This is a genomic window from Aeoliella mucimassa (assembly GCF_007748035.1).
Lineage (GTDB): Bacteria > Planctomycetota > Planctomycetia > Pirellulales > Lacipirellulaceae > Aeoliella > Aeoliella mucimassa.
This window is the reverse complement of the sequence record NZ_CP036278.1, coordinates 5017973-5038305: the sequence shown is the minus strand read 5'-3', so window position 1 is coordinate 5038305 and position 20333 is coordinate 5017973. Positions and strand designations below refer to the sequence as shown.

Genomic DNA, 20333 nt, shown 5'->3' with positions numbered 1-20333 from the left:
AGCCTGATTTTGGGGTGCCGAAGGCCTGCGATCACCCTTTGCGCACCCGCGATTTTCCGCGAAAATCGACGTTTTGCCCTCTGCCCTTTCCCTATCCGAATCGCCTTTTCATGAAATCCCTGCCCTCGCAGTACGATCACGCCGCCGCCCAGGAAAAATGGTACCCATTCTGGGAAGAAAAGGGGTATTTCCACGCCGATCCCAAGCTGTCGCAAGTTCCCGATGGCAAGCCGCCTTACACGGTGGTCATCCCTCCGCCGAACGTCACGGGGGCCCTGCACCTGGGGCACGCGCTTAACAATACGCTGCAGGATATTTTGATTCGCATGAAGCGGATGCAGGGATACAACACCTTGTGGATGCCCGGCACCGACCACGCCGGCATTGCCACCCAGGCCCGCGTCGAGAAGCGACTGCTCGAGACCGAAGGCAAGTCGCGGCACGACCTCGGCCGCGAGGGACTGGTCGACCGCATCTGGCAATGGAAAGATCAGTACGAAGCCCGCATTCTTGGCCAGCTCAAGCAACTCGGTTGCAGCTGCGACTGGGAGCGAACCCGCTTTACGCTCGACGATACCTGCGCCCGCGCGGTTCGCGAAACATTCTTCAAGCTGTTTCGCGATGACAAAATCTATCGCGGCAAGCGGCTGGTGAATTGGGATACCTACCTGCAGACCGCCGTGTCGGACGACGAAGTGTTCCACGAAGCCGTGAAGGGGCACTTCTGGCACTTCCGTTATCCGGTCATCGATCCCAAGCCCGGCGAGCCGACCCACGTGACGATCGCCACCACCCGGCCCGAAACCATGCTGGGCGACACCGCGGTGGCGGTGCATCCCGACCCGGCGAAGCAACTCGCCAAGGTCGAGGCCGAACTGCAGGAGAAACTGGCCGCGGCCCCTGCCAAAGAGAAGGCTCCCATCGAGGCCCAGCTCGAAGCCCTGGCCGAGCGCAAACAAACCAAGCTCAAGCAGCTCGAAACCCTTCGCGATATGGCCCTCCGTGGAGTGCAGCTCGAATTGCCGCTCACCGGGCGTACCATTCCGCTGGTCGCCGACATCTGGGCGAAGCCAGAACTCGGCTCTGGCTGCGTGAAGATCACCCCCGCGCACGACGCGAACGACTACGACGTCTGGCAACGCAATCTTGAGATCGGCGCGATCAACATCCTCAACCCCGATGGCACCCTGAACGATAGCGTGCCCGAGAAGTACCGCGGCCTCACCATGAAGAAGGCCCGCGAAGCGGTTGTCGACGACCTTACGGAGCTGGGCCTGCACGATCCCGAGACCGATCGCGAAGACCGCGAGATAGACCTGGCGCACAGCGACCGCTCGAAGACCCCGATCGAGCCTTACCTGGCCGACCAGTGGTTCGTGAAGATGGACGAGCTGGCGCAGACCGCGATGGACGCCGTGACCAACGGCAAGGTGAAGATCGTCCCCGAGCGGTACGGAAAGACCTACCTCGACTGGCTGAGCGAAAAACGCGACTGGCCGGTTGGGCGCCAGTTGTGGTGGGGCCATCGGATTCCAGTGTGGACTTTGACTCAGCCTGATCCCAGTGGTTATACGCAGGAAGAGCTCTTGGCCAGAGACGAGGTAATCGAAGATAAGATTGAACACTGGAAAGAGGAAGGAAGAGTTGCAGTTATAAATCGGGGAAGAACTGAAGGATTGAGTTCTGCACAACAAGAAGCTGAGGTTTTGGATCCTCGCTATAGTTTTGAAATGTTGTGTGTAAGAGATGATGACCCTGAAATTATTGGTGAACTTGAAGCAATGGGACTTTGGAAGCAAGACGAAGAAGTCCTTGACACTTGGTTCAGCTCCGCCCTCTGGCCGCACTCGACGCTGGGTTGGCCCGAAGAGACCGACGAGTTGCATGCGTTCTACCCGACCACCACGCTGATTACCTCGCGCGACATCATTACGCTGTGGGTCGCCCGCATGGTGCTGATGGGTGAGTACAACATGGGCGAGGTGCCGTTCCACGAAGTCTACATTCACCCCAAGATCCTCGACGGCTTTGGCGAGACCATGAGCAAGTCGAAGGGAAACGGTATCGACCCGCTGGACGTGATCCAGAAGTTCGGGGCCGACGCCTTGCGGTTTGGTATTGCGTACCTCACCACCGAGACGCAAGACGTTCGCATGCCGGTGGAGTTCGAGTGCCCGCACTGCGATGCGCTGATCAAGCAGACCAAGAAAAATCGTGTGCTTCCTGCGATCAAGTGCGATAAGTGTGGAGAGTCGTTCAGCACGCAGTGGGCCGAAAGCGACGAGGACCTTGCTCTCAAACGCGGGGCGGTGGTGAGCGACCGCTTCGAGCTGGGCCGCAACTTCTGCAACAAACTGTGGAACGCCGCGCGGTTCTCGCTGACGAATCTCGAAGATTACACGCCTGGCAAGGTGACCGATGCCGATCTTCTGCTCGAGGATCGCTGGCTGCTGTCGCGGCTGGCGACCGTCACCCGGCAGACCTCGCACGCGCTGAACACGTACCGCTACGCCGACGCCGCGCGGACGCTGTACGACTTTGCCTGGGACGAGTTCTGCAGCTTCTACATCGAGATGGCCAAGGCCCGCTTCGATGTGCCCGAGCAACGCCCCACGGCCCAGCGAGTGCTGGCTTACGCGCTCGACACGCTCGTGCGTTTGCTGCATCCGATGGTTCCTTTCTTGACCGAAGAAATCTGGAGCTTGCTAGGTAAGGTTTGCCCCGAACGTGGTGTGCCGACCCCGGCCGCGGCCGAAGAGAGCGTTTGCATTGCCACCTGGCCCGAGTTCCGGGATATGCGGGGTTGGGTCGATCACGACATCGAAGCCCAGTTCGCCGAGTTCCAAGCAGTGCTCGGCGCGGTTCGCGAGATTCGTAGTCGGCAGAATATCAACATGAAGGACTCGCTGGAGTTCCGAGTGAACTGTCCGCCGCAAGTCGCTGAGCGACTTGACGCGATGCAGCCCTATTTTGCCAAGATGGCCAACGCCACGGCGACGGAGCTAAGCCCCAAGGTCACCGCGCCGGACATCGCCGCGAGCATCCCGCTCGCGGGCGATCTGGTTGGCATCGAAGTGCATGTGGACGTGAGCCAGTACATCGACGTCGAAGCCGAGACCAAGCGGCTCGAGTCCGAAGAAACGAAGCTGACCAAGTACATTGGTTCGCTCAACGGCAAACTCAGCAACGAGAAGTTCGTTGCCAACGCTCCGGCCGAAGTGGTAAAGGCCGAGCGCGACAAACTGGCCGACGCCCAAAAGCAACTCGACAGCATCAAGCTAGCGCTCGAGAAGCTGAAGAAGTAAGCCAGGCGGGTCGCCATGCGTAATTAAGGCTGGTTTAAGCCGCGTGCATATCGCCTGACTTCAGGTCGGCGAAGAATCGCGGTAGCTGCCCACTATTGCAGTTCGCGCACAGTTCCACCGCTTCGTCCCCCACCAGCGGCAGGTTCTTGCCTTGTAGCTGTCGGGCGGCGGTGCGGGCCAGGCACTCGGTGCGCGGTGCGCGGGCTGCGCAGTTCATCTTTTGGTAGAGTTCCGCGACAGGTTGCTCGAGCACGTTGCCAAACGACGCCGGCACAAAGTCGCAAGGCCAGAGCTCGCCAGTCGAGCTAATATACGAGTGCATCACCCCCGCTCCGCAGCCGAACTTCTCCGGTCCCTCGGTAAAGGTAAACGAGCTGACCTTCGGCAGGTCGAGGCGTAGCTCGTTGATCTCAAACTGCAAGTCGTGCAGCATCTTGATATCGTCGGGCGTGTAGAAAATGTCCTCGGCTTCTTCGGTGTCCGACAGCTCACCGCTCGGCACTGGCTGGTGGATGCGCACCTCGTGAGCACCATGCTCTCCAGCGGTGCGGAACAACTGAAGCAGGTTGTCGCGAGTCAGCAGGTTCTTGTAGACCACCGCGGAAACAATGGTGTAGAGCCCCGCCCGCGACGAGTTCTCGATGCCGGTCAAAGCGTATTCGTACGCCCGCGGATTGCGACGAAAGCGGTTGTGCTCTTTCTCATCCGGCGAGTCGAGACTCACCGCCAGGTAGAACAGCCCGCTCTCTTTGAGCGACTCCGCCCGCTCTGGCGACAACGCTCTGGCGTTGGTGAACAACAGCGTCGTGCTGCGGTCGTCGATCGAGCGAATGATCTCCTCCAAGTCGCGACGCAACAACGGCTCCCCGCCCGAGATGCCAAAGTAGGCGACTCCCAAATCCTGCAGGTCGGCGAACACCTTCTTCCACTGGTCTCGCGACAACTCGCTGCACTTGTCGGGCGTGGTTGCTCCGCAGTGCTCGCAGCGATACTGGCAGCGCGTCGTGATGCAAACATGCGTCGACAGCGGAGCCGAGCGTCGCCCTTGGGACAGGTCGCTGAACATCGTTTCGGTGTTGGCCGCACCGCTTAGGAACGTCTTAAACGCCGGCGATGGCATCGGCGGAAAGAACGAACTGACCACGTACTTGTCGTCGAACGGGATGATCCGTTCCCCGCGCGCGGCACCTTCGAGAATCTTGAGCTGGCTTCGCGAACGGTAACTCGGGTCGTTGCGGAACTCGCGATCCATATCCACGATGAACTGCAGGTACTTGTAATCGCTCAGCATGGCTTGAACATCTTGGCGGTGGGTTAGCATCACGGTACTCCTACTCGACAAGTGTTGAGATAGATGCAACGAAGGGCACAACTGCGGCCAAGCGAGCTGCGCAACGTTTGGACAAGGAAGCGACAAGCTCGAATCAATGTACTCGCGGGTCGGAATCAACCCAAGAGCGCATTGGTTCGTACTAATACTATCGGGCGTGTCGTCGCGGTATCTCAATCGCTTTCGCCGCTGGCGAAGCGTATCGACCCGATTGCGGAGTGTGCGGTGTGCGATCGTGGCACATGCTACCACGCAAATCGTGTCGCTTCCGCCCGCTAGCGAGTGCGCAGCGTAAGTTCGCTCTCGTGCGCAATCGCTACAAGGTGTAAAGTTCAAGTTCGCTGGTGTAATCGCGGTAAGTGGTTGCACAATGTTTAAACGGATAAGGAGATGGCCATGCGTGCCTTGCTTATTGCCCCCCAGTTCCCCGACACCTTTTGGTCGTTTCGCCATGCGTTGCGATTTGTGCGCAAGCGAGCGTCGTTCCCGCCGCTGGGGTTGTTGACTGTTGCTGCGTTGCTGCCGCGTGAGTGGGAGCTGCGTGTTGTTGATACCAATGTGAGTACACTGACCGACGAAGACATCGCCTGGGCCGAGTCGGTGTGGATCGGCGGCATGACCATTCAAAAGGAGTCGGCGCTCGACATCCTGGCGCGTTGCAAAGCGGCCGGAGTCACTACGATCGTCGGCGGACCGATGGCGACCTGCGAGCCCGATATGTTTGTCGACGCGGATCATCTGGTGCTCAACGAAGGGGAAGTGACAATTCCGCCATTCCTGGCCGACTTGCAAGCCGGCGAGGTCGAGCGGGTGTATACCAGCCCGCTCAAGCCGGAGCTTGATAGCTCGCCGACTCCGCGGTGGGATCTGATTAACATGAAGCATTACGCTTCGATGAGCCTGCAGTTCAGCCGTGGTTGTCCGTACGACTGCGACTTTTGTAACGTGACTGCGTTGCTCGGCAAAAAGCCGCGTACCAAGCAGCCGGCGCAGGTGATCGATGAACTCGACGCCCTGTATACCGCTGGCTGGCGGGGACCGGTGTTTTTTGTCGACGACAATCTGATTGGCAATCGCAAAGAGGTACGTAGGCTTTTGCCGGAGATCGCTACCTGGCGCAAAGGTAAGAAGCCGCTTCCGCTGTACACCGAAGCAACCATCAACCTGGCCGACGACGAACCGTTGCAAAAGGCGATGGTCGATGCGGGCTTCGATACCATTTTCGTGGGCATCGAGACTCCCGACGAGACCGCCTTGAAGGAGTGCAAGAAAACCCAGAACAGCAGTCGCGACCTGACGGCCGACGTTCGTAAGCTGCATCGCGCGGGTCTGCAGGTGCAAGCAGGTTTTATTGTGGGATTCGATTCGGATACGCCCTCCATATTTCAACGCCAGATTGATTTCATTCAAAACAGTGGTATCGTGACCGCGATGGTGGGATTGTTGCAGGCGCCGGTCGGCACGCGACTGTACGAAACGTTGAAGGAGCAAGGCCGGCTGCTCACCAACATGACGGGCGACAACGTCGATGGCTCGACCAACGTGATTACGAAGATGCCGATCGATCTGTTGAAAAATGGGTATCGCAGCATCATGGATAACATTTACTCGCCGGAGGCTTACTACAAACGGGTGAAAGTGTTCCTCAAGGACTACAAAGCGCCCGACGTTTCGAAGGGCATCGCGTGGTCGCAAATCGCGACGCTAATCCGCAGCATGTGGGGCCTCGGCGTGGTGAATCGCGGCCGCTGGCAGTTCTGGCGGTTGCTCGGCTGGACCGTCGCCCGCCGGCCCCAGCACTTCGCCCTGGCGGTGCGGCTCTGGATTTACGGGCATCACTTCCGCGAGGTCTGCCGACTTCGTTTGGCGTCGCCTTAGTCGGCCGACTCCCCTCACTCGCTCGACAGTAGCGAGCTAGCAAAGCACCGTGGTTGCGACCGTCGGATCTCTCCACCCGAGATTCGGCGGTCGCTTTTGTTCCCCCATTTCCCGAAAAACGATCCGTGGGGGCATTTCTTACGACACCGTGCGATCGCGTAACCTGCGTCATTGCAACCACTTGCGACACAGGTCGTTGTCGTAAGTCGAAGTTCAATTGTCCCACTGGGGGCTTTATTCGAATCATGGGAAACCAATCCTTAGAAATGGACGCGCGGCAAGAAGTTAGCAACCGCGCAGTAAGACAGCATCTCCCCCAGCAACAGCGGCTGGCAGAGTGCCCAGCAGCGCGGCTAGCGGAATGAGAATAGGAGTGAGTTGTGCATGTGACAGTACGGAACTGTCACGTGTACATTAGCACATTTGGTGGCCAATTGCTATCGAAAACTTGAGAGATGACGAGCGACAAAATGCCGCAAATAGGCCGGAATCTGCTTGATGCCATCGAAGCATTTCGCGGATGGGATGTTATCGCGTGAGGTCTGCCTGTCCTTGGCAATAGTAGGAGAAATCGATGGCAGCAGCTTCCAGGCTTCCAGTTCCAGAGTCACTCGCCATCGCGGTCGACGATCACGACCGGGCTGCGATTGAACGGTGGTGGAACGAACTCACCGCCGCGCAGCAGGCGGAGTTTCTGGAAGTGGCAACCTACGAACCCGATCGTATTGCTACCAGAGTCGACACGACAGTTGGCGAAGGGGCTGACCCTTACGACGAGTGGTACGAATATCTCGTGAATCAGGATCTGCGCTTTTACTTCGACCGCTCCCAGCCGATTGGGAGCTACAACGTCGTGTTCCCCATTCTTCAACCGCTTAGTGTGGCAGCCGACATTAAAGTGGTGAGCCATTTACTCACCCGGGGCGTGAACCCAGATCGTGCGGGCTCCAAGGAGAACGACACGGAATAACATCCTCACAGGTACACAAGCATCTGGGCGTGCAGCGAAGTCGTTTGAAATAACTATACGTAGATGAGCCCTTCGTCTTCATCGTAGGTAAGTGCCCCGCTCTCGACTCCCTTCACGATAAGTTGGAGATAGGCAGCCCACGAAGGAGCGATCAGTTTGCGTTCGTCCATGTCGTGCGGGGCATAGATGACTTGTCCAACGCTGCCTTCCGAAGAGGGCTTCATGTCGACACAGATAAAGTCGCCACATCCGTTGCCGGCAACCGGTATCCAGCCTTCGCTCCACCACACCTCATCAATACCCGTGTCTGGATCGGCGGCGGCGTCATCGAAGTCTCCGTCGTCGATCAACTCTTTCCAAATCTTCCACTCGTCGCCGATCTGTTCAATAGGTAGTAGGCAAAATGCCATCTCGTCAGCCAGCCCAGGGAAGATATTCAACTCGCCTTCCCCATATTCCACACCATTCTGAGTGAGGTACGATTCTTTCAAGTCTGCCGGGAATGCGAACCCTATCCTCTTTTCAATAGCCTGGATGGCTTGTCCTGAAGTAGGACCAGGCAAAGCGTCTGCCAAACTGGGAACGTTCTCGGCCAACCATGCTTCCAGTGATTGCCAGGATGCTTGAATATTAGACATTGTTGAGGCCTACCAAATGGGATAGATGCTTGAACGGAAACCAGTGAAGATGCTGCCTAGAAATTGGAAGAGAATGCGAGGATAGCGCGACGCGACCAGTACGAGGCGAGTGCCGTTTTAGTCGCCCTCCGATTCCGCAACAAAAGTCGTGCAACTAGAGTGCATTGGAACTGCTTTTCGTGCCTAAGGCTAGTGACCCCGATACCTGTCAGCAACCGAGAGCAAACCAGGTAAGGGGGGAGGGGGAAATGGTTGTGGAGGAAGAGAAAAATCCGCATGGTACCATCGAAGTCGCGTGGGAACGTGGTGTCGAATTGTAATACGAATGAGAGTCGTGCAAACACTTGGCTGGTACCTAACACGTGGGCGGTAGGTGCTTGGGAATCCTGTTTGCGATCCGCTTTAAACCGGCATCTTTAGCAATTGAATTGCCCCGGTGGGGCACGACTCGGCGCACTCGCGGGCGGCAGAGCCGAGGGCCTGGTCGAGCGTGTAGCCGGGCGGGGGGGCGAGGCGGGTGTGGATGCTGCGGCCGATGATCGCCAGGCCGGCTGCGTCGGGGGCCTCGCGGGCGAGCGTCACGCAGATGCCGCAGAGAATGCACTTGCCCGACTCGAGTTGCACGTCGGTCCCCACGATCTTGCCTTCGTAAGGTCGCCCTTCGTGTCGGTAGTGATGACTATCGCACTCGTACATGGCCGCGTAGTGATGCAGCAGGCAATTGGCCAGTGCGCGGCAGTCGCACTCCAGGCACCGCTCCGCTTCGCGGCTGGCGGCTTCGTCGGAGGGTTCGATGGTTAGTAACTTCGGATCGACGCGCGGGGTGTCGACGGTACCATCACAAAAGTCGCAAAGCTCCTGGTTCGTGAGTCGGGCGAGTCGCGACTCGAAGGTCCGCCGGCGGTCGGGAGGATCGACTCCGCGAAGCCAGTGGTCGATGCACTCGGCGGCCAGTTTGCCTTCGGCCACCGATTGCACGACGAGCTTGTAGGTGCGAACCGCGTTGCCGGCCGCGAACACCGCGGGGCGACTGGTCATGCGAGTTTGGCCATCGACCTGAATGCCGCTCTTGGTGGTCGCGATGTCGGCCTCGACGAGCCACGTGAGTTCCACCCGCCCGGTCGCCAGTAGCACCGCGTCGGCTTGTTGCTCGAGCGCGGTGAAACGCTCGAACGAGTCGACCGCGTGGAGCGACTGCGTTTCGACCCCTTGGGCGAGGGCCACCGAAGCCTCGGCCCGCAGCACTTCGGCCGGCAATTTGTCGGCAAAGTCGTTAGCGAGCCGACCGCCTGGCTCCGGATGGTCGTCAATCATTTGCACCGCGTGCCCACGCTGCGACAGATGGTACGCGGCCGTGAGTCCGGTGGGGCCGGCACCGATCACTACCACGCGTTTGCCAGTCGAGCGGGCGATCGGCGGGGCGTAGCGATCGTCGCTCGCCAAGTCGCGATCGGCCACGAACTGCTTGATCTTGCAAATCGCCGCTGGGCTGTCGTGCTGACCCCGGCGGCAAGCATGCTCGCATACCTCGGGACAGACTCGCCCCAGGATGGCAGGCAGGGCAATCTCGCGCTTCACGGTTGCCAAGGCTGCGCGATACTCTCCATCGGCGACCAGACGCAGCATGTTTGGCACGTCCATGTGCGCGGGGCACGTGTTCTGGCACGGCGCGCGGCAGTCGCCTGCGTGGTCGGCCAGCAGGAGTTCGATGCTCATCCGCCGCAGGTCATGGATCTCTGGCGTTTCGCTGGCCACCTGCATGCCGTCGGTGACCTGCGTCGAGCACGAAGGGACCACGCCCGAGCCTTCGACTCGCACCAGGCAGGCCATGCAGGAGTTGTGGGCTTTGTGACCATCGAGCTTGCACATCGCTGGCACGTCGAGCCCGATTTGCCGGGTCGCTTCGAGGATGGTCGAGCCATCAGGCACTTCGACCGGCACGTTATCGATGTGTAGTTTTACCATCAACTCATCCCCACTGGTTTGCGCGGCGCGGCTTTCGCGCGGGGACTCACGGTTTCGATCGCCAGTTCGGGACAAGTGGTTCGGCAGGCATCGCAGCGGGTGCAGAGATCAAGGTCGATGGTGTGCTGCTTGTAGGGCGTTGCTTCGATGGCGGCCACCGGGCAATGCTGGGCACAGAGCGTGCAGCCGACGCAATCGTGGGTCACCACGTAGTCGACCAGCGGCTTGCATCGCGCGCTCGGGCAATGCCCCTTGAGGTGGGCTTCGTACTCGTGGCGGAAGTATCGCAGCGTGGTGATCACCGGGTTCGGGGCGGTTTTGCCAAGGCCACACAAGCTGCCGAGTGTGATGCCGTGGGCGAGCGATTCGATTTCGTTCAAATCGTGTGGCGACGCTTTCCCTTCGCACAGCTTGTTCAGCAGGTCGAGCAGTTTGCGGGTGCCGACTCGGCAGAACGTGCAGTGCCCGCAAGATTCCTGCTGGGTGAACTCGAGGAAGTAGCGGGCGACATCGACCATGCAGTCGGTATCGTCGAGTACCACCAAACCGCCGGAGCCCATGATCGCGCCGAGTTCGCGGAGGGCTTCGTAGTCGACCGGCGTGTCGCACAGCTCCGCGGGGATGCATCCGCCGGAAGGGCCGCCGATCTGCACCGCCTTCAGGGTACGACCTTCGGGCACGCCGCCACCGTAGTCGTCGATCAGCTGGCGGATCGTAGTACCCATCGGGGCTTCGACCAATCCGCCACGGCGAATCTTGCCGGCGAGCGAAAACACCTTGGTTCCTTTGCTGGTGGTGCTTCCCAGGTCGGCGAATGGCTGGCCGCCGTGCCGGAGAATCCATGGCACCGCGGCCAGGGTTTCGACATTGTTGACCAGCGTGGGGCGGCCCCACAAACCTGCGACCGCAGGGTAGGGGGGGCGATGGTGGGGGGTGCCGCGGTGGCCCATGATCGACTCGATGAGCGCGGTCTCTTCGCCACATACAAAAGCGCCGCCACCTTCGACGAGCTCGATGGAAAAGTCGAACGAACTGCCGAGGATACCTTGGCCGAGATAGCCTTTGGCCTTGAGTTGCTCGATGGTCTCCCGCATCCGGCGAACAGCCACGGGATACTCGCCGCGGACGTAAACCACCCCGCGACTCGCCCCAACCGCGTAGCCAGCGATGAGCATGCCTTCGAGCACACTGGCCGGCGACGTCTCCATGATCGAGCGATCCATGAACGCGCCGGGGTCGCCTTCGTCGCCGTTGCAGACCACGTACTTGTCGCCGGAGCCATCGGCCACGATGCGCCACTTGCGGACCGTGGGAAAACCACCCCCGCCGCGGCCGCGGAGTCCGCTGATGTCGATCTCGCTCAGCACCTCTACGGGCTTGAGAGCCGAAAGGCATTTGGCCAGCGCGGCGAAGCCCCCTTGTTGCTCGTACTCGTCGAGCGACTGCTGACGATTGCCCGCCCAGAGTCCGGTGATAATGCTGGTATCGCTGTTCGACTCCGCGCTGGAAAGCAACTCCGCAGCGGGCACTGCGTGCGCCGAGTCGTCGGCGGGGGACTCTCCCCCCAGGCGGCGGGCGCACCAGTCGAGCAGTTGCTGCCAGGAGAGTTGCCCATTCGCGGTTGCGTTGTTGCCACCTTTGCGCGGGCGGTACTTGCGGCTCTTCGGCGACTCGAGGCACGCCTCGACGATCTCCGGCAAGTCTTCCACACGCACGTGGGCCGAGAGTTCTCCGTCGCGCGATACGACCGGCGCGAGGTCGCAGCAGCCGAGGCAGCCGACCGTTTCGACCGTCACCTGCTGGGCGAGGTCGGTGTCGTTGCCCGGCGCGATGCCGAAATGGCGGTAGAGTTCTTCGACTACGCGGTCGGCCCCCGCGACATGGCAGGCGGTGCCGCGGCAGACCTCGACGCGATGCTTGCCGCACGGCGTAGTGCGGAACCGAGCGTAGAACGAAGCCACCCCGGCGACATGGGCGGGCGTGGTGCCGGTGATGCGGCAGAGTTCGTCGAGCGCTTCGGTCGGCAGGTAGCGGTACTCCTCCTGAATCGCATGCAACTGGGCGATCAGCTGCTGCGGTGTGTTGCCAGTGCGGTCGACAATGTCGCTAACCTTCGTCAGGTCAATCGGCGGTGGAGCCTGCCCGGTGCTCGCAGGTGCAACGATGGAGGGCTCGTCGCCGGTGCTGGTTGGAGTCGTGTCGTTCGGTCGCGGAAGGCTGTGCTGAATGGTTTCTGGCAAAGCGGGCTGGCCCGTCGCTGGGCTGCGGAGCAGCAGCACCATGACGGCCGTCGAAACGATCGCTCCCAGGCTGAACGTACGAATCCGGCGGTCGCGGGCGAGCGACTCGTCGGTTTGCTGTTCGACCAACGAGTAGAGTGCGTCGTTCGCTGTGGGAGCCTCACGAGCAGCCTGCTCCGCCTGGTCGAGGCTCTCGCGACTCGCAGCGTAGGTGTTGCTCCAATGGACCGAATCTACCAGCAACACCACCAGGCAAACCGCCAGCACGGCCGCGGTCGCGTAGCCGGCGAGTCGTCGCAGTCGTGCTGGGAGAGCAATCCTCACTTGGCGGCCTTTGCGGTGGCGGGATCGCTTGCTGGTTTCTGCTCGCTAACCAGGTTTTCGATGTCGACCAGCTCGATCTGGCCCCACTTGAGTTGTTGCCGAGGGCAATGGGCAAAGCACCGCCCGCACGCCAGGCAAGTCGATCGCTTGGCGCGAAGGTCTTCGATCGCACCGAACGGGCAGCTATCGACGCAGAGCCCGCAGTCGAGTTCTTCGTCGGGGGTGATGCTGACTGGCCAGAACGAGAACCGCGAGACGATGGCCAGCAGCCCGCCGTACGGGCAGAGGAATCGGCAGTAGGGGCGGCCGATCACGGTGCCGATGAGCAGCAGCGCGACGCCGAGGCCCATTAGCCAAGCGACGCCGGTCATGCGGAAGAAGCCGACAAACGGATCGAACCGGCAGATGATGAAGTCGCGCTGCTCGGCCGGCAGCACCGCGAACCAGATTGCCAGCCCAAGGTAGACGTACTTAAAGAGTCCTCCCCAGCGATCGATCCAGGCGGGCAGTTGCATCGGCCGCAAGAGCACGACGTCCTGAATCGCTCCCAGTGGGCAGACTCCACCGCAAAACACGCGGCCGAACAACAGCGCGGCGAGCAGCGGTAGCAAGAAGAACACCAGCACCACCATCGGCACGGCCAGTTCGGGATCGACGATCGAAGCGGCCACGTTCTGCGTTGCGCCGATCGGGCAGACACAGCCTTGGCGGTAGAAACCAAAGTAGGCGAGCGAACCGAGGGTGACCACCGTGATGACCCACCGCCGACGCCCGCGATGCACCGCGTAGGCGATCGCCCCCATGCCGGCGATCAGCAGTATTACGTCCAACCCTTGTAGCCAAACCGAGCGAGGGAGCGACTGTTGCACTTCGGGCAAAGCGTAGTCGCCGCCGATGTCGTCAACCTGCGGAGCGGTGGTTGCCTGGCGGGTGTATTCCTGGTGCGTATAGTCCTGCGCCTGCGCTAAAGCGTAGGGTAGCAGGGCGAGTAGCACGAGCACGGCCATGAGTTGCCGCGCAGTCCAAGTTCGATCCTTCTGGTTTGCCATGTTGCACCCGCAGTCCGCGTTTGTCACGCGTGACCTCCCTCGAGGGTGGTCGGCGGGGCGGGCTCGGGGCCGACGCGTCGGTACGCGTCTTCGGGGCAGTTGGTCGCGATCGTGCAGCGATTGCATCGCAAGCAGAGGTCGGACCGCACTTCGAGCCGAATCGAACCAAGCCCGGCCGGCGCTTTGCATTCCATCACGCACCGCCCGCAGCCGTTGCACTTCTGCTCGTCGATGGTGTACTCGTAGTAGTTGTTGAGCGGGTCGTACTCGTCGAACACGCCGATCGGGGTCCGCGTGATCGCGTCGCGGGGGCAGAGCTTCTTGGTTGGCAGGCCATCGGGGCCTACGGGGCTCATCACGTCGAAATACGCTGGACAAATGCAGCAGCGGCCACACTCCGCGTGGTTGTTCACCGCCCGCACGGCGGAGAGTGGCAGCACGCAGCTTGTCGCACATTCTTCGCACACGTTACTGGCCCCGGCGACTCCCAAGCGGATATTCACGCAATGATTGGGAGAGATGGTCCAGATGTCGTGCTCCGACGCTCGCCGGCCGAGCTGTACCGCCACACCGCCTATGGCAGCGGCACAGGCGACCTGGCCAGAGCGTTGGAGGAACGTACGACGATTGGTTTCGCTCATGGGATGGCGACTTCCTCCGCAACTAGCGAGAACAGTTCGATGGCTCGACGGGCTGGGTCGCTTACGTAGAGATTGCCAGTGGAGTCGAAAGCCAGGTCGATGTTCGCCGTGTTGGGATTGAACAATGGCGATTCGATGAGCGTCAGGTACTCGCCGACGCTACTGTAAAACTTGACGCGGGGCGGGGCCTTCTCGCTGACAGCGATCACGCCGTCGGCCGCCACGGCGATGTTCGTCGGGTTGCAGCAGCCGCCAAAATCGGCCGGCGAGTGCATGCCGAACTTGCCCCACTTGTCGATCAGCTCGCCAGCGTCGTTGAAGCGCTCGATGCGATGCTTCTGCGGATGGGCAACAAGCAGCGTTTCGGTGCTGGCCTCGCTGCACAGGTCGAGCAGCCCGTTGGGAATCATGTAGCCGCGAGTGTTCGCCTTGGTGCCGACTTCGCCGAGGTATTTACCGTCGCGGGTAAACTCGTGAATCGTGCGATTCGTGGCATCGGCCAGCAGCAGGTGATCGCCCACCGCGGCGATCGACGTGATTCGCCCTAGCTGATTGTTGCGAATGGTGCGAATCCGCTTGCCCTCTCGGTCGAGCTGGAATAGCGCGCCATCCATGCCGACCCACAGCGCGTCGTCTTCCGCCAGCACGCACCATCCCAGACCTGGCAGCGGGATCTGTTGCTCCAGCTCACCGGTATCGGAGAACTGCTTGATATGATCGTCGCCGACGGCCAGTAGTCGATCGTCGGGATCGACTGCGATGCCGGCGAGTCTCATTTCGAACAGCACCCGGCTGCCCTGTTCGATGGTTAGCGACTTGTGATGGGTAAATCTCATAGCAGGTTCATCTATTGAAGCTTCGAATCGCTGGTGTCCGCCGCAAGGGTTTGCTCACGAACATCCAAGCACAGCATTTTGCCTAAGTCGCGGACCAGAAGCTTGCCGCGAACAATCACAGGCGGGGCCCACACGTCGGGGCCACTCAGTATTTTGGCTTCGGCCAGTTGCTGGTACTCGTCGGCCTCGGCATCGATCAGGCGGAGCGCCCCGGAGCGGCCATCGAGTGCGAAGAACATGCCATCGGCGAGCACGTAGCCACCGAGGTCGAACGACTTCCGGCGGCTGTTCCACACCTCATTGCACTCCATATCGAGGCAAGTCCACAGGCCACGGCTCTTCTTGCCGACCCCGTAGATTTTGCCGTTGTGGACGATCGGGGTGTGTACTTCGGAGTTCCAACCGTCGGTCGGGGGAGCCAGCGATAGCAGCTCTTCGGCCTTCCAGGTATCGCCGTCGTGAGTTACCTGGCAGACCGCGGTGCGGGCGCCATAGCTGCTGGTGACCAGGAACTTGCCGTCGCCGAGCGCTAGTGGGGTGGTGGGGACCGCGGTGCTGAACTTCCAGGGGAACTGCCAGAGCATCGCGCCGGTTTCGGCGTCGATGCCGACCAGGCCTTGCATGGTGTAGTACGCGTACTGGCGAACCCCATCGAGCTCGACCGGCATCACCGACGAGTGAGTGATGAGTTGCTGGTCGGGGTTGGGCGTTTCCCACACCGGCTCGCCGGTTGCTTTATCGAAGGCTACCAGCAGTGCTTTGCCGCCGGCAGCGATAATCACCCGATCGCCCTCGATCAGCGGGCATTGGCCGTTGTACCAGGCGGGAATCATGCTGTCGTACAGCTTAGGAAGGAACTTTTTCCAGATCAGGTTGCCATTGCGGGCGTCGAGGCAGTGCAGCTCGCACTTGGGATCGATGGCAAACACAAATCCGCCGTCGGTGGCTGGTGCCGAGCGGGTGATGCCGTGGTTTGGGCGAATCTCCTTCTTTACCTTGTAGGTCCACTGCTCCTCGCCATCGTCGAACGACAGACAGCGGACCATCCACTCTTTGGTCTCTTCGTTGTAGTCGTTTAGATAGACTCGGTCGCCAACCACGGAGGGAGACGAATAGCCTTCGCCCACAGTGGTTTCCCACAACACGGGGGGACCCTCGGCTGGCCACGAGCGGGCCAGCTTCACCTGACTATGCACCTTGGCATCGTTCTGCTGGCCGCGGAACCAGGGCCAGTCGTCTTCGGTCAGCTCGACCGGGGTGGGAAGATCTTCGGGGGCGATAACCGGCTGAGCGGGCTCTTCGGCGGGGGCCGATCCTTGGCCAACCGCTCCTGTCTCTGTATCTCCTGCCGGAGAGCCCGCCGCCGGTGTGTCGTTTGTCTTGGCTTGCTCGGTGGATGCCTTCTCTTTGCAACCGACAACGAGGCACAGCATAGCGACTAGTAGCAGACTTACGCAACCGTGGCGTGTCATGATGAGTTCCCTGAGTCCTATTCCAGTACTGGCAGCAAGCCAATGGAGGGTGGCAACCGAAACTGCGAACGAGCAGTTCATGAATCCTATCGAACCACCACGCATCGCTGTTGGCATCGCGCGAACCGTGTTGGTGGTGGCTCCCTATTGCAGGAAGCATGCCAAACGTATCCGGATTCGGCAAAACCGATTTCGGCGCAGTCGGTGCGCTTAATTGCCGAGAGAAACAGCGGAGAGAGAATGGAGAAGATCGCGTTTCGAGATCCGCCTGGCACGGTTGTGTGGGCTATAGTGACACGCGCGTGCGATGACGCACACTGTGCACGAGCGATAACACCCCGATTGAACCGACCCGGCACAGCCGCGCACGAAGCGTCGTAGCACGGCTGCCTGGTTGTTTAAATCTCCTGATTTACCAACAGCGGCATGCGATCGTGTTTGGTCATGGTCTCGTAGTAGTGGCTCGCTTGTTGGGTAAGCATGTAGACGTGCGGCCGCTCTTGCTCGTCGTGCACGACGACTCCGTCGAGTCCTTCGGTGATTTGAAACCACACGCCTTTCTCCAGGCCGAAGTCGGCTGGAATCATCACCTTCTCGGGCTTGAGCCAGCGCCATTTGCCAGCTTCCAGGCTTTCGATACGGCACCAACCGGTGCGGGGAAGTCGCGACTCCTTGTTGCCGCGGTTGCCCCACTCGTAAATCTGCATCTGGCCATCGTGCATCACCGGCAGTTGCACCACCCGATCGGTGTACATGAAATGCAATTCAGGATCTCCACCGCGCGACACCACGCGGCTGGCGAGTTCGAACTCTTCGTATAGCTCCTGACGCAGGCGAGCGCGGAGAATGGAAATGCCTTTGCACATGAGACTTGCACCTCAGAAACAACTTTTGCCGTAAATGTCGCAGATGTCGTAATTGTTGGCTGCGTCGCCGTACACGTCGACCAGCGGCAGCGTCGCCCCGCTACGCAGAACGAACCGCCCCATTCTATGATTGATCTCGCGCTTGATGTCGGATAATTGCGATTGTTCGAACAAACTTCGTTGCCGCCGCCCGGCGGGACGCAGCCCGCTGGCGATCACGTGCATGTAATGCACAAACGCGGTGTCGGGCTGCCATGCACGGGGAAGCATGTGCAGGGCTGCCTGGAGCAGGGTTTCGAAGTCGCCTCGGCTGCCGAGCAGGCTGCACCGCTCCGAACGCTCGGGAGCGTCGCGAAACAGCAGCGACAGGATGAGCTGATCGCAACACAATTCGTAGTGGGTGAGTGCTTCGACCAGTCGCTCGACGTTGCGAACGACGAACGCCTGCACGCGCTGGGGATCGCGACTCGCTTTGCCAATGCTGCCGCCGCGCGACACGAACTTATGCGTTGGGCGAGTGGTTTGCACGGGCTGCACGGGGGTGCCATTGAGTTCCCACCAGAGGTCTTCGCCGCGCTTGGTAAGCAACCAGCGAATAAACGCCCGATCGGCAGCAGCAAACTGCTCGCACGTATGAATGCCATACTGGGCGAGCCGCTTGGCGCTACGTTTGGCGATGCCGGTAACGTCGGTAATCGGTCGCTCGTGCAGCAGCTCGCGACGCTGATCCTCGGTTAGTACTACGCCGCAGCCGAAGGGTTTGGACGAGTCGGAAATCAGCTTGGCGAGCGTCTTGGTCGGCGCAATCCCCACGCTGACCGGTACGCCGACCTGGTGCAGGATGTCGCGCTGCAGTCGTGAGCCGATCGTGGCGTCAGGGGCGACGAAAAACTGCTCGTCGATCGAGTAAAACTCGACCTGCGGGCTGATCTTACGCACAACCGATAGCATCTTGCGACTTACCGACTCGTACCATACGAAGTCGCGTTTGACGTACACCGCCTGGGGGCAAAGGGTAATGGCCTCCCAGATCGGCACGCCGGTCGCCACGCCGGCAGCTTTCATTTCGTAGCTTTTGGCAATGATGCAGGCCCCGTGGTTACCCAATACCCCGACCGGCATGCCTCGCAAATGCGGAAACCGCACCCGTTCGGCAGAGACGTAAAAGCAATCGGCATCCACATGACCTATCATGTGGCGGAGTGTAGTGTGAACGGGTGTTCATGTCAAGCGATTCGGGCGAGCGGTTTTGGGCACCGGACCGAGGATCCCCAAAAAACGGGATCGGATGCATGGTTTATGCAACCATTCATAGCCGACGAGCTACAAAGCGTCGGGAAATACACAAGCATTCAAAAAAACGCGAGCCACCAGAGTGGCTCTGGTGGCTCGCGTGCGGGTTGCGTTGTTTAGCGTTGGTTTGCTTAGACCTTGAGGATCTCGAAACCAGGACGTGGCTTGCGGGCCATGAAGCCAGCCGCCTGTTCGTCGCCGACGATTTGCTCGGTGTGCGGGTCCCACTTGATGGTGCGTCCCAGGCGAGCAGCGATGGCCGACAGATGGCAGGTGTTCATCGTTTGCACGTGGGTGTAAACGTCGGACACCGGCTGTCCACCTTCGCGGATGCAGCGGTAGAAGTTCTCCTTGTGGCCTTCGAACGGCTTGTCCTTGTACAAGGCCCGCACCGCTTCGTCGTTCCACACGTCTTTGTCCCAGTTCTCTTCGATCGGCTTGCCAGTGATCTTGCCACGATTCACAAAGAGCCGGCCCTTAGTGCCTTCGAAGGTAACGCCGTTGTCGCCACGGCTGGTCACGTGCAGCTCGACACCATTGGCGTACTTGCAGATCACGTTGAAGTCGTGCGACGTGTTATAGCAGTTGTCGACGGTCGGGTAACCATCTTCGTAAGGCACTGGATGCTTGGCGTCGGTGCCGTTGATTTCGACCGGGCCGTCGCCTTCCTTATCCTGGTTGAGCGCCCAGGTGGCGATGTCGACATGGTGGGCACCCCAGTCGGTGAACTTACCGCCGGAGTACTCGTACCACCAACGGAACTCATAATGGCAACGCCTCTGCATGTAGTCGGTGAGCGGAGCCTGGCCGAGCCACATGTACCAGTCGAGATCGGCCGGAGGAACCACTGCCTTGAACGGGCCACCGGTCGGGCTGCCATTGATGCCAGCAGTGACTTTAGTGATGTCGCCCAGCAGGCCTTTATGAACCATGTTCACCGCACGCAGGAACAGGTCTCGCTGGCTACGTTGCTGCGTGCCGACCACAAACACGAGTTCGGGGTGTTTCTTGCAGGCGTTGCGAATCAGTTGGTTTTCTTCCAGGGTAAGCGTAAGCGGTTTCTGGCAGAAGACGTGCTTGCCGGCTTCGAGGGCTTCGACGGCAATCTTGGTGTGCCAGTGATCGGTGGTAACGACGCTCACCACATCGATGTCGTCACGATCCAGCACCCGGCGGTAGTCTTCGTATGCGTCGGCCTTGCCTTTGCCGATGCCATCGTGGTTCTTCGCACGCAGGCAATGTCCCATGTCGACATCGCAAACTGCCAGCACGTCGCCGAAGTGGGCATGATGCTGGGCGTCGCCGGTGCCCATGCTACCGACACCAATGCAACCGATCCGCGGGCGATCGTTCGCCTCGTCGTTGGCAAACGCCTTGGTGGTCCAGCTAAACGGCACCGCCGTGGCAGCGGCCGCGATGGTGGAATGTTGAAGGAAGTCGCGACGAGAGTACGATGAACGTGACATGCCTGTCCTCGTAGGTACTGTGGGTGGGAATAAGGCGACCCGCGGGTCGAAGGTGAGTAT

14 protein-coding genes are annotated in these 20333 nt (G+C 60.4%); 3 read left to right on the top strand and 11 right to left on the bottom strand.

What is annotated here, in order from left to right:
• The first annotated feature begins 110 nt into the window (after positions 1 to 110).
• Positions 111 to 3305: a valine--tRNA ligase gene (locus Pan181_RS19730; protein WP_145249355.1), complete on the top strand. Its 3195-nt coding sequence runs from the start codon at positions 111 to 113 to the stop codon at positions 3303 to 3305.
• Between the two features lie 34 nt (positions 3306 to 3339).
• Here the strand turns inward: Pan181_RS19730 and Pan181_RS19725 are convergent, their stop codons facing one another.
• Positions 3340 to 4626 carry a radical SAM/SPASM domain-containing protein gene (locus Pan181_RS19725; protein WP_197528529.1) on the bottom strand — a complete coding sequence of 429 codons (1287 nt, stop codon included), beginning with the start codon at positions 4624 to 4626 and terminating at the stop codon, positions 3340 to 3342.
• A gap of 405 nt (positions 4627 to 5031) precedes the next feature.
• On the opposite strand from Pan181_RS19725, the gene Pan181_RS19720 reads away from it, so the two are divergent.
• Both Pan181_RS19720 and Pan181_RS19715 read left to right on the top strand, forming a co-directional pair.
• Complete coding sequence (locus Pan181_RS19720) at positions 5032 to 6513, top strand: B12-binding domain-containing radical SAM protein (RefSeq protein WP_145249351.1); 1482 nt, start codon at positions 5032 to 5034, stop codon at positions 6511 to 6513.
• Positions 6514 to 7087: 574 nt separating this feature from the next.
• Complete coding sequence (locus Pan181_RS19715; RefSeq protein ID WP_145249349.1) at positions 7088 to 7483, top strand: hypothetical protein; 396 nt, start codon at positions 7088 to 7090, stop codon at positions 7481 to 7483.
• Positions 7484 to 7536: 53 nt separating this feature from the next.
• Here the strand turns inward: Pan181_RS19715 and Pan181_RS19710 are convergent, their stop codons facing one another.
• From Pan181_RS19710 to Pan181_RS19665, 10 genes are all read right to left on the bottom strand, one after another.
• On the bottom strand, positions 7537 to 8121 hold the full coding sequence (locus Pan181_RS19710; RefSeq protein ID WP_145249347.1) for an SMI1/KNR4 family protein: 585 nt from the start codon (positions 8119 to 8121) through the stop codon (positions 7537 to 7539).
• Between the two features lie 402 nt (positions 8122 to 8523).
• On the bottom strand, positions 8524 to 10086 hold the full coding sequence (locus Pan181_RS19705) for an FAD-dependent oxidoreductase (protein WP_145249345.1): 1563 nt from the start codon (positions 10084 to 10086) through the stop codon (positions 8524 to 8526).
• The gene (locus Pan181_RS19700; protein WP_145249343.1) at positions 10086 to 12650 is read right to left on the bottom strand and encodes an NAD(P)H-dependent oxidoreductase subunit E; all 2565 of its coding nucleotides are present in this window, start codon (positions 12648 to 12650) and stop codon (positions 10086 to 10088) included. Before Pan181_RS19700 ends, Pan181_RS19705 begins: the two co-directional genes overlap by 1 nt.
• Entirely contained in the window at positions 12647 to 13699 is a 1053-nt protein-coding gene (locus Pan181_RS19695; RefSeq protein ID WP_231943649.1) for a 4Fe-4S binding protein, read from the bottom strand. The genes Pan181_RS19700 and Pan181_RS19695 overlap by 4 nt, the downstream gene beginning before the upstream one ends.
• A 23-nt stretch (positions 13700 to 13722) precedes the next feature.
• Positions 13723 to 14340: a 4Fe-4S binding protein gene (locus tag Pan181_RS19690; protein WP_145249339.1), complete on the bottom strand. Its 618-nt coding sequence runs from the start codon at positions 14338 to 14340 to the stop codon at positions 13723 to 13725.
• Positions 14337 to 15176 carry an NHL repeat-containing protein gene (locus Pan181_RS19685; RefSeq protein WP_145249337.1) on the bottom strand — a complete coding sequence of 280 codons (840 nt, stop codon included), beginning with the start codon at positions 15174 to 15176 and terminating at the stop codon, positions 14337 to 14339. The genes Pan181_RS19690 and Pan181_RS19685 overlap by 4 nt, the downstream gene beginning before the upstream one ends.
• A gap of 11 nt (positions 15177 to 15187) precedes the next feature.
• On the bottom strand, positions 15188 to 16648 hold the full coding sequence (locus Pan181_RS19680; protein ID WP_197528527.1) for a PQQ-binding-like beta-propeller repeat protein: 1461 nt from the start codon (positions 16646 to 16648) through the stop codon (positions 15188 to 15190).
• Between the two features lie 398 nt (positions 16649 to 17046).
• Positions 17047 to 17514, bottom strand: a complete 468-nt coding sequence (locus tag Pan181_RS19675; RefSeq protein ID WP_145249333.1) for a hypothetical protein — start codon at positions 17512 to 17514, stop codon at positions 17047 to 17049.
• 12 nt (positions 17515 to 17526) lie between these two features.
• On the bottom strand, positions 17527 to 18708 hold the full coding sequence (locus Pan181_RS19670; protein WP_145249331.1) for a DNA polymerase Y family protein: 1182 nt from the start codon (positions 18706 to 18708) through the stop codon (positions 17527 to 17529).
• A 230-nt stretch (positions 18709 to 18938) separates the two neighbouring features.
• Positions 18939 to 20273, bottom strand: coding sequence for a Gfo/Idh/MocA family oxidoreductase (locus Pan181_RS19665; protein WP_145249329.1), 1335 nt, complete (start codon positions 20271 to 20273; stop codon positions 18939 to 18941).
• Between the last annotated feature and the right edge of the window lie 60 nt (positions 20274 to 20333).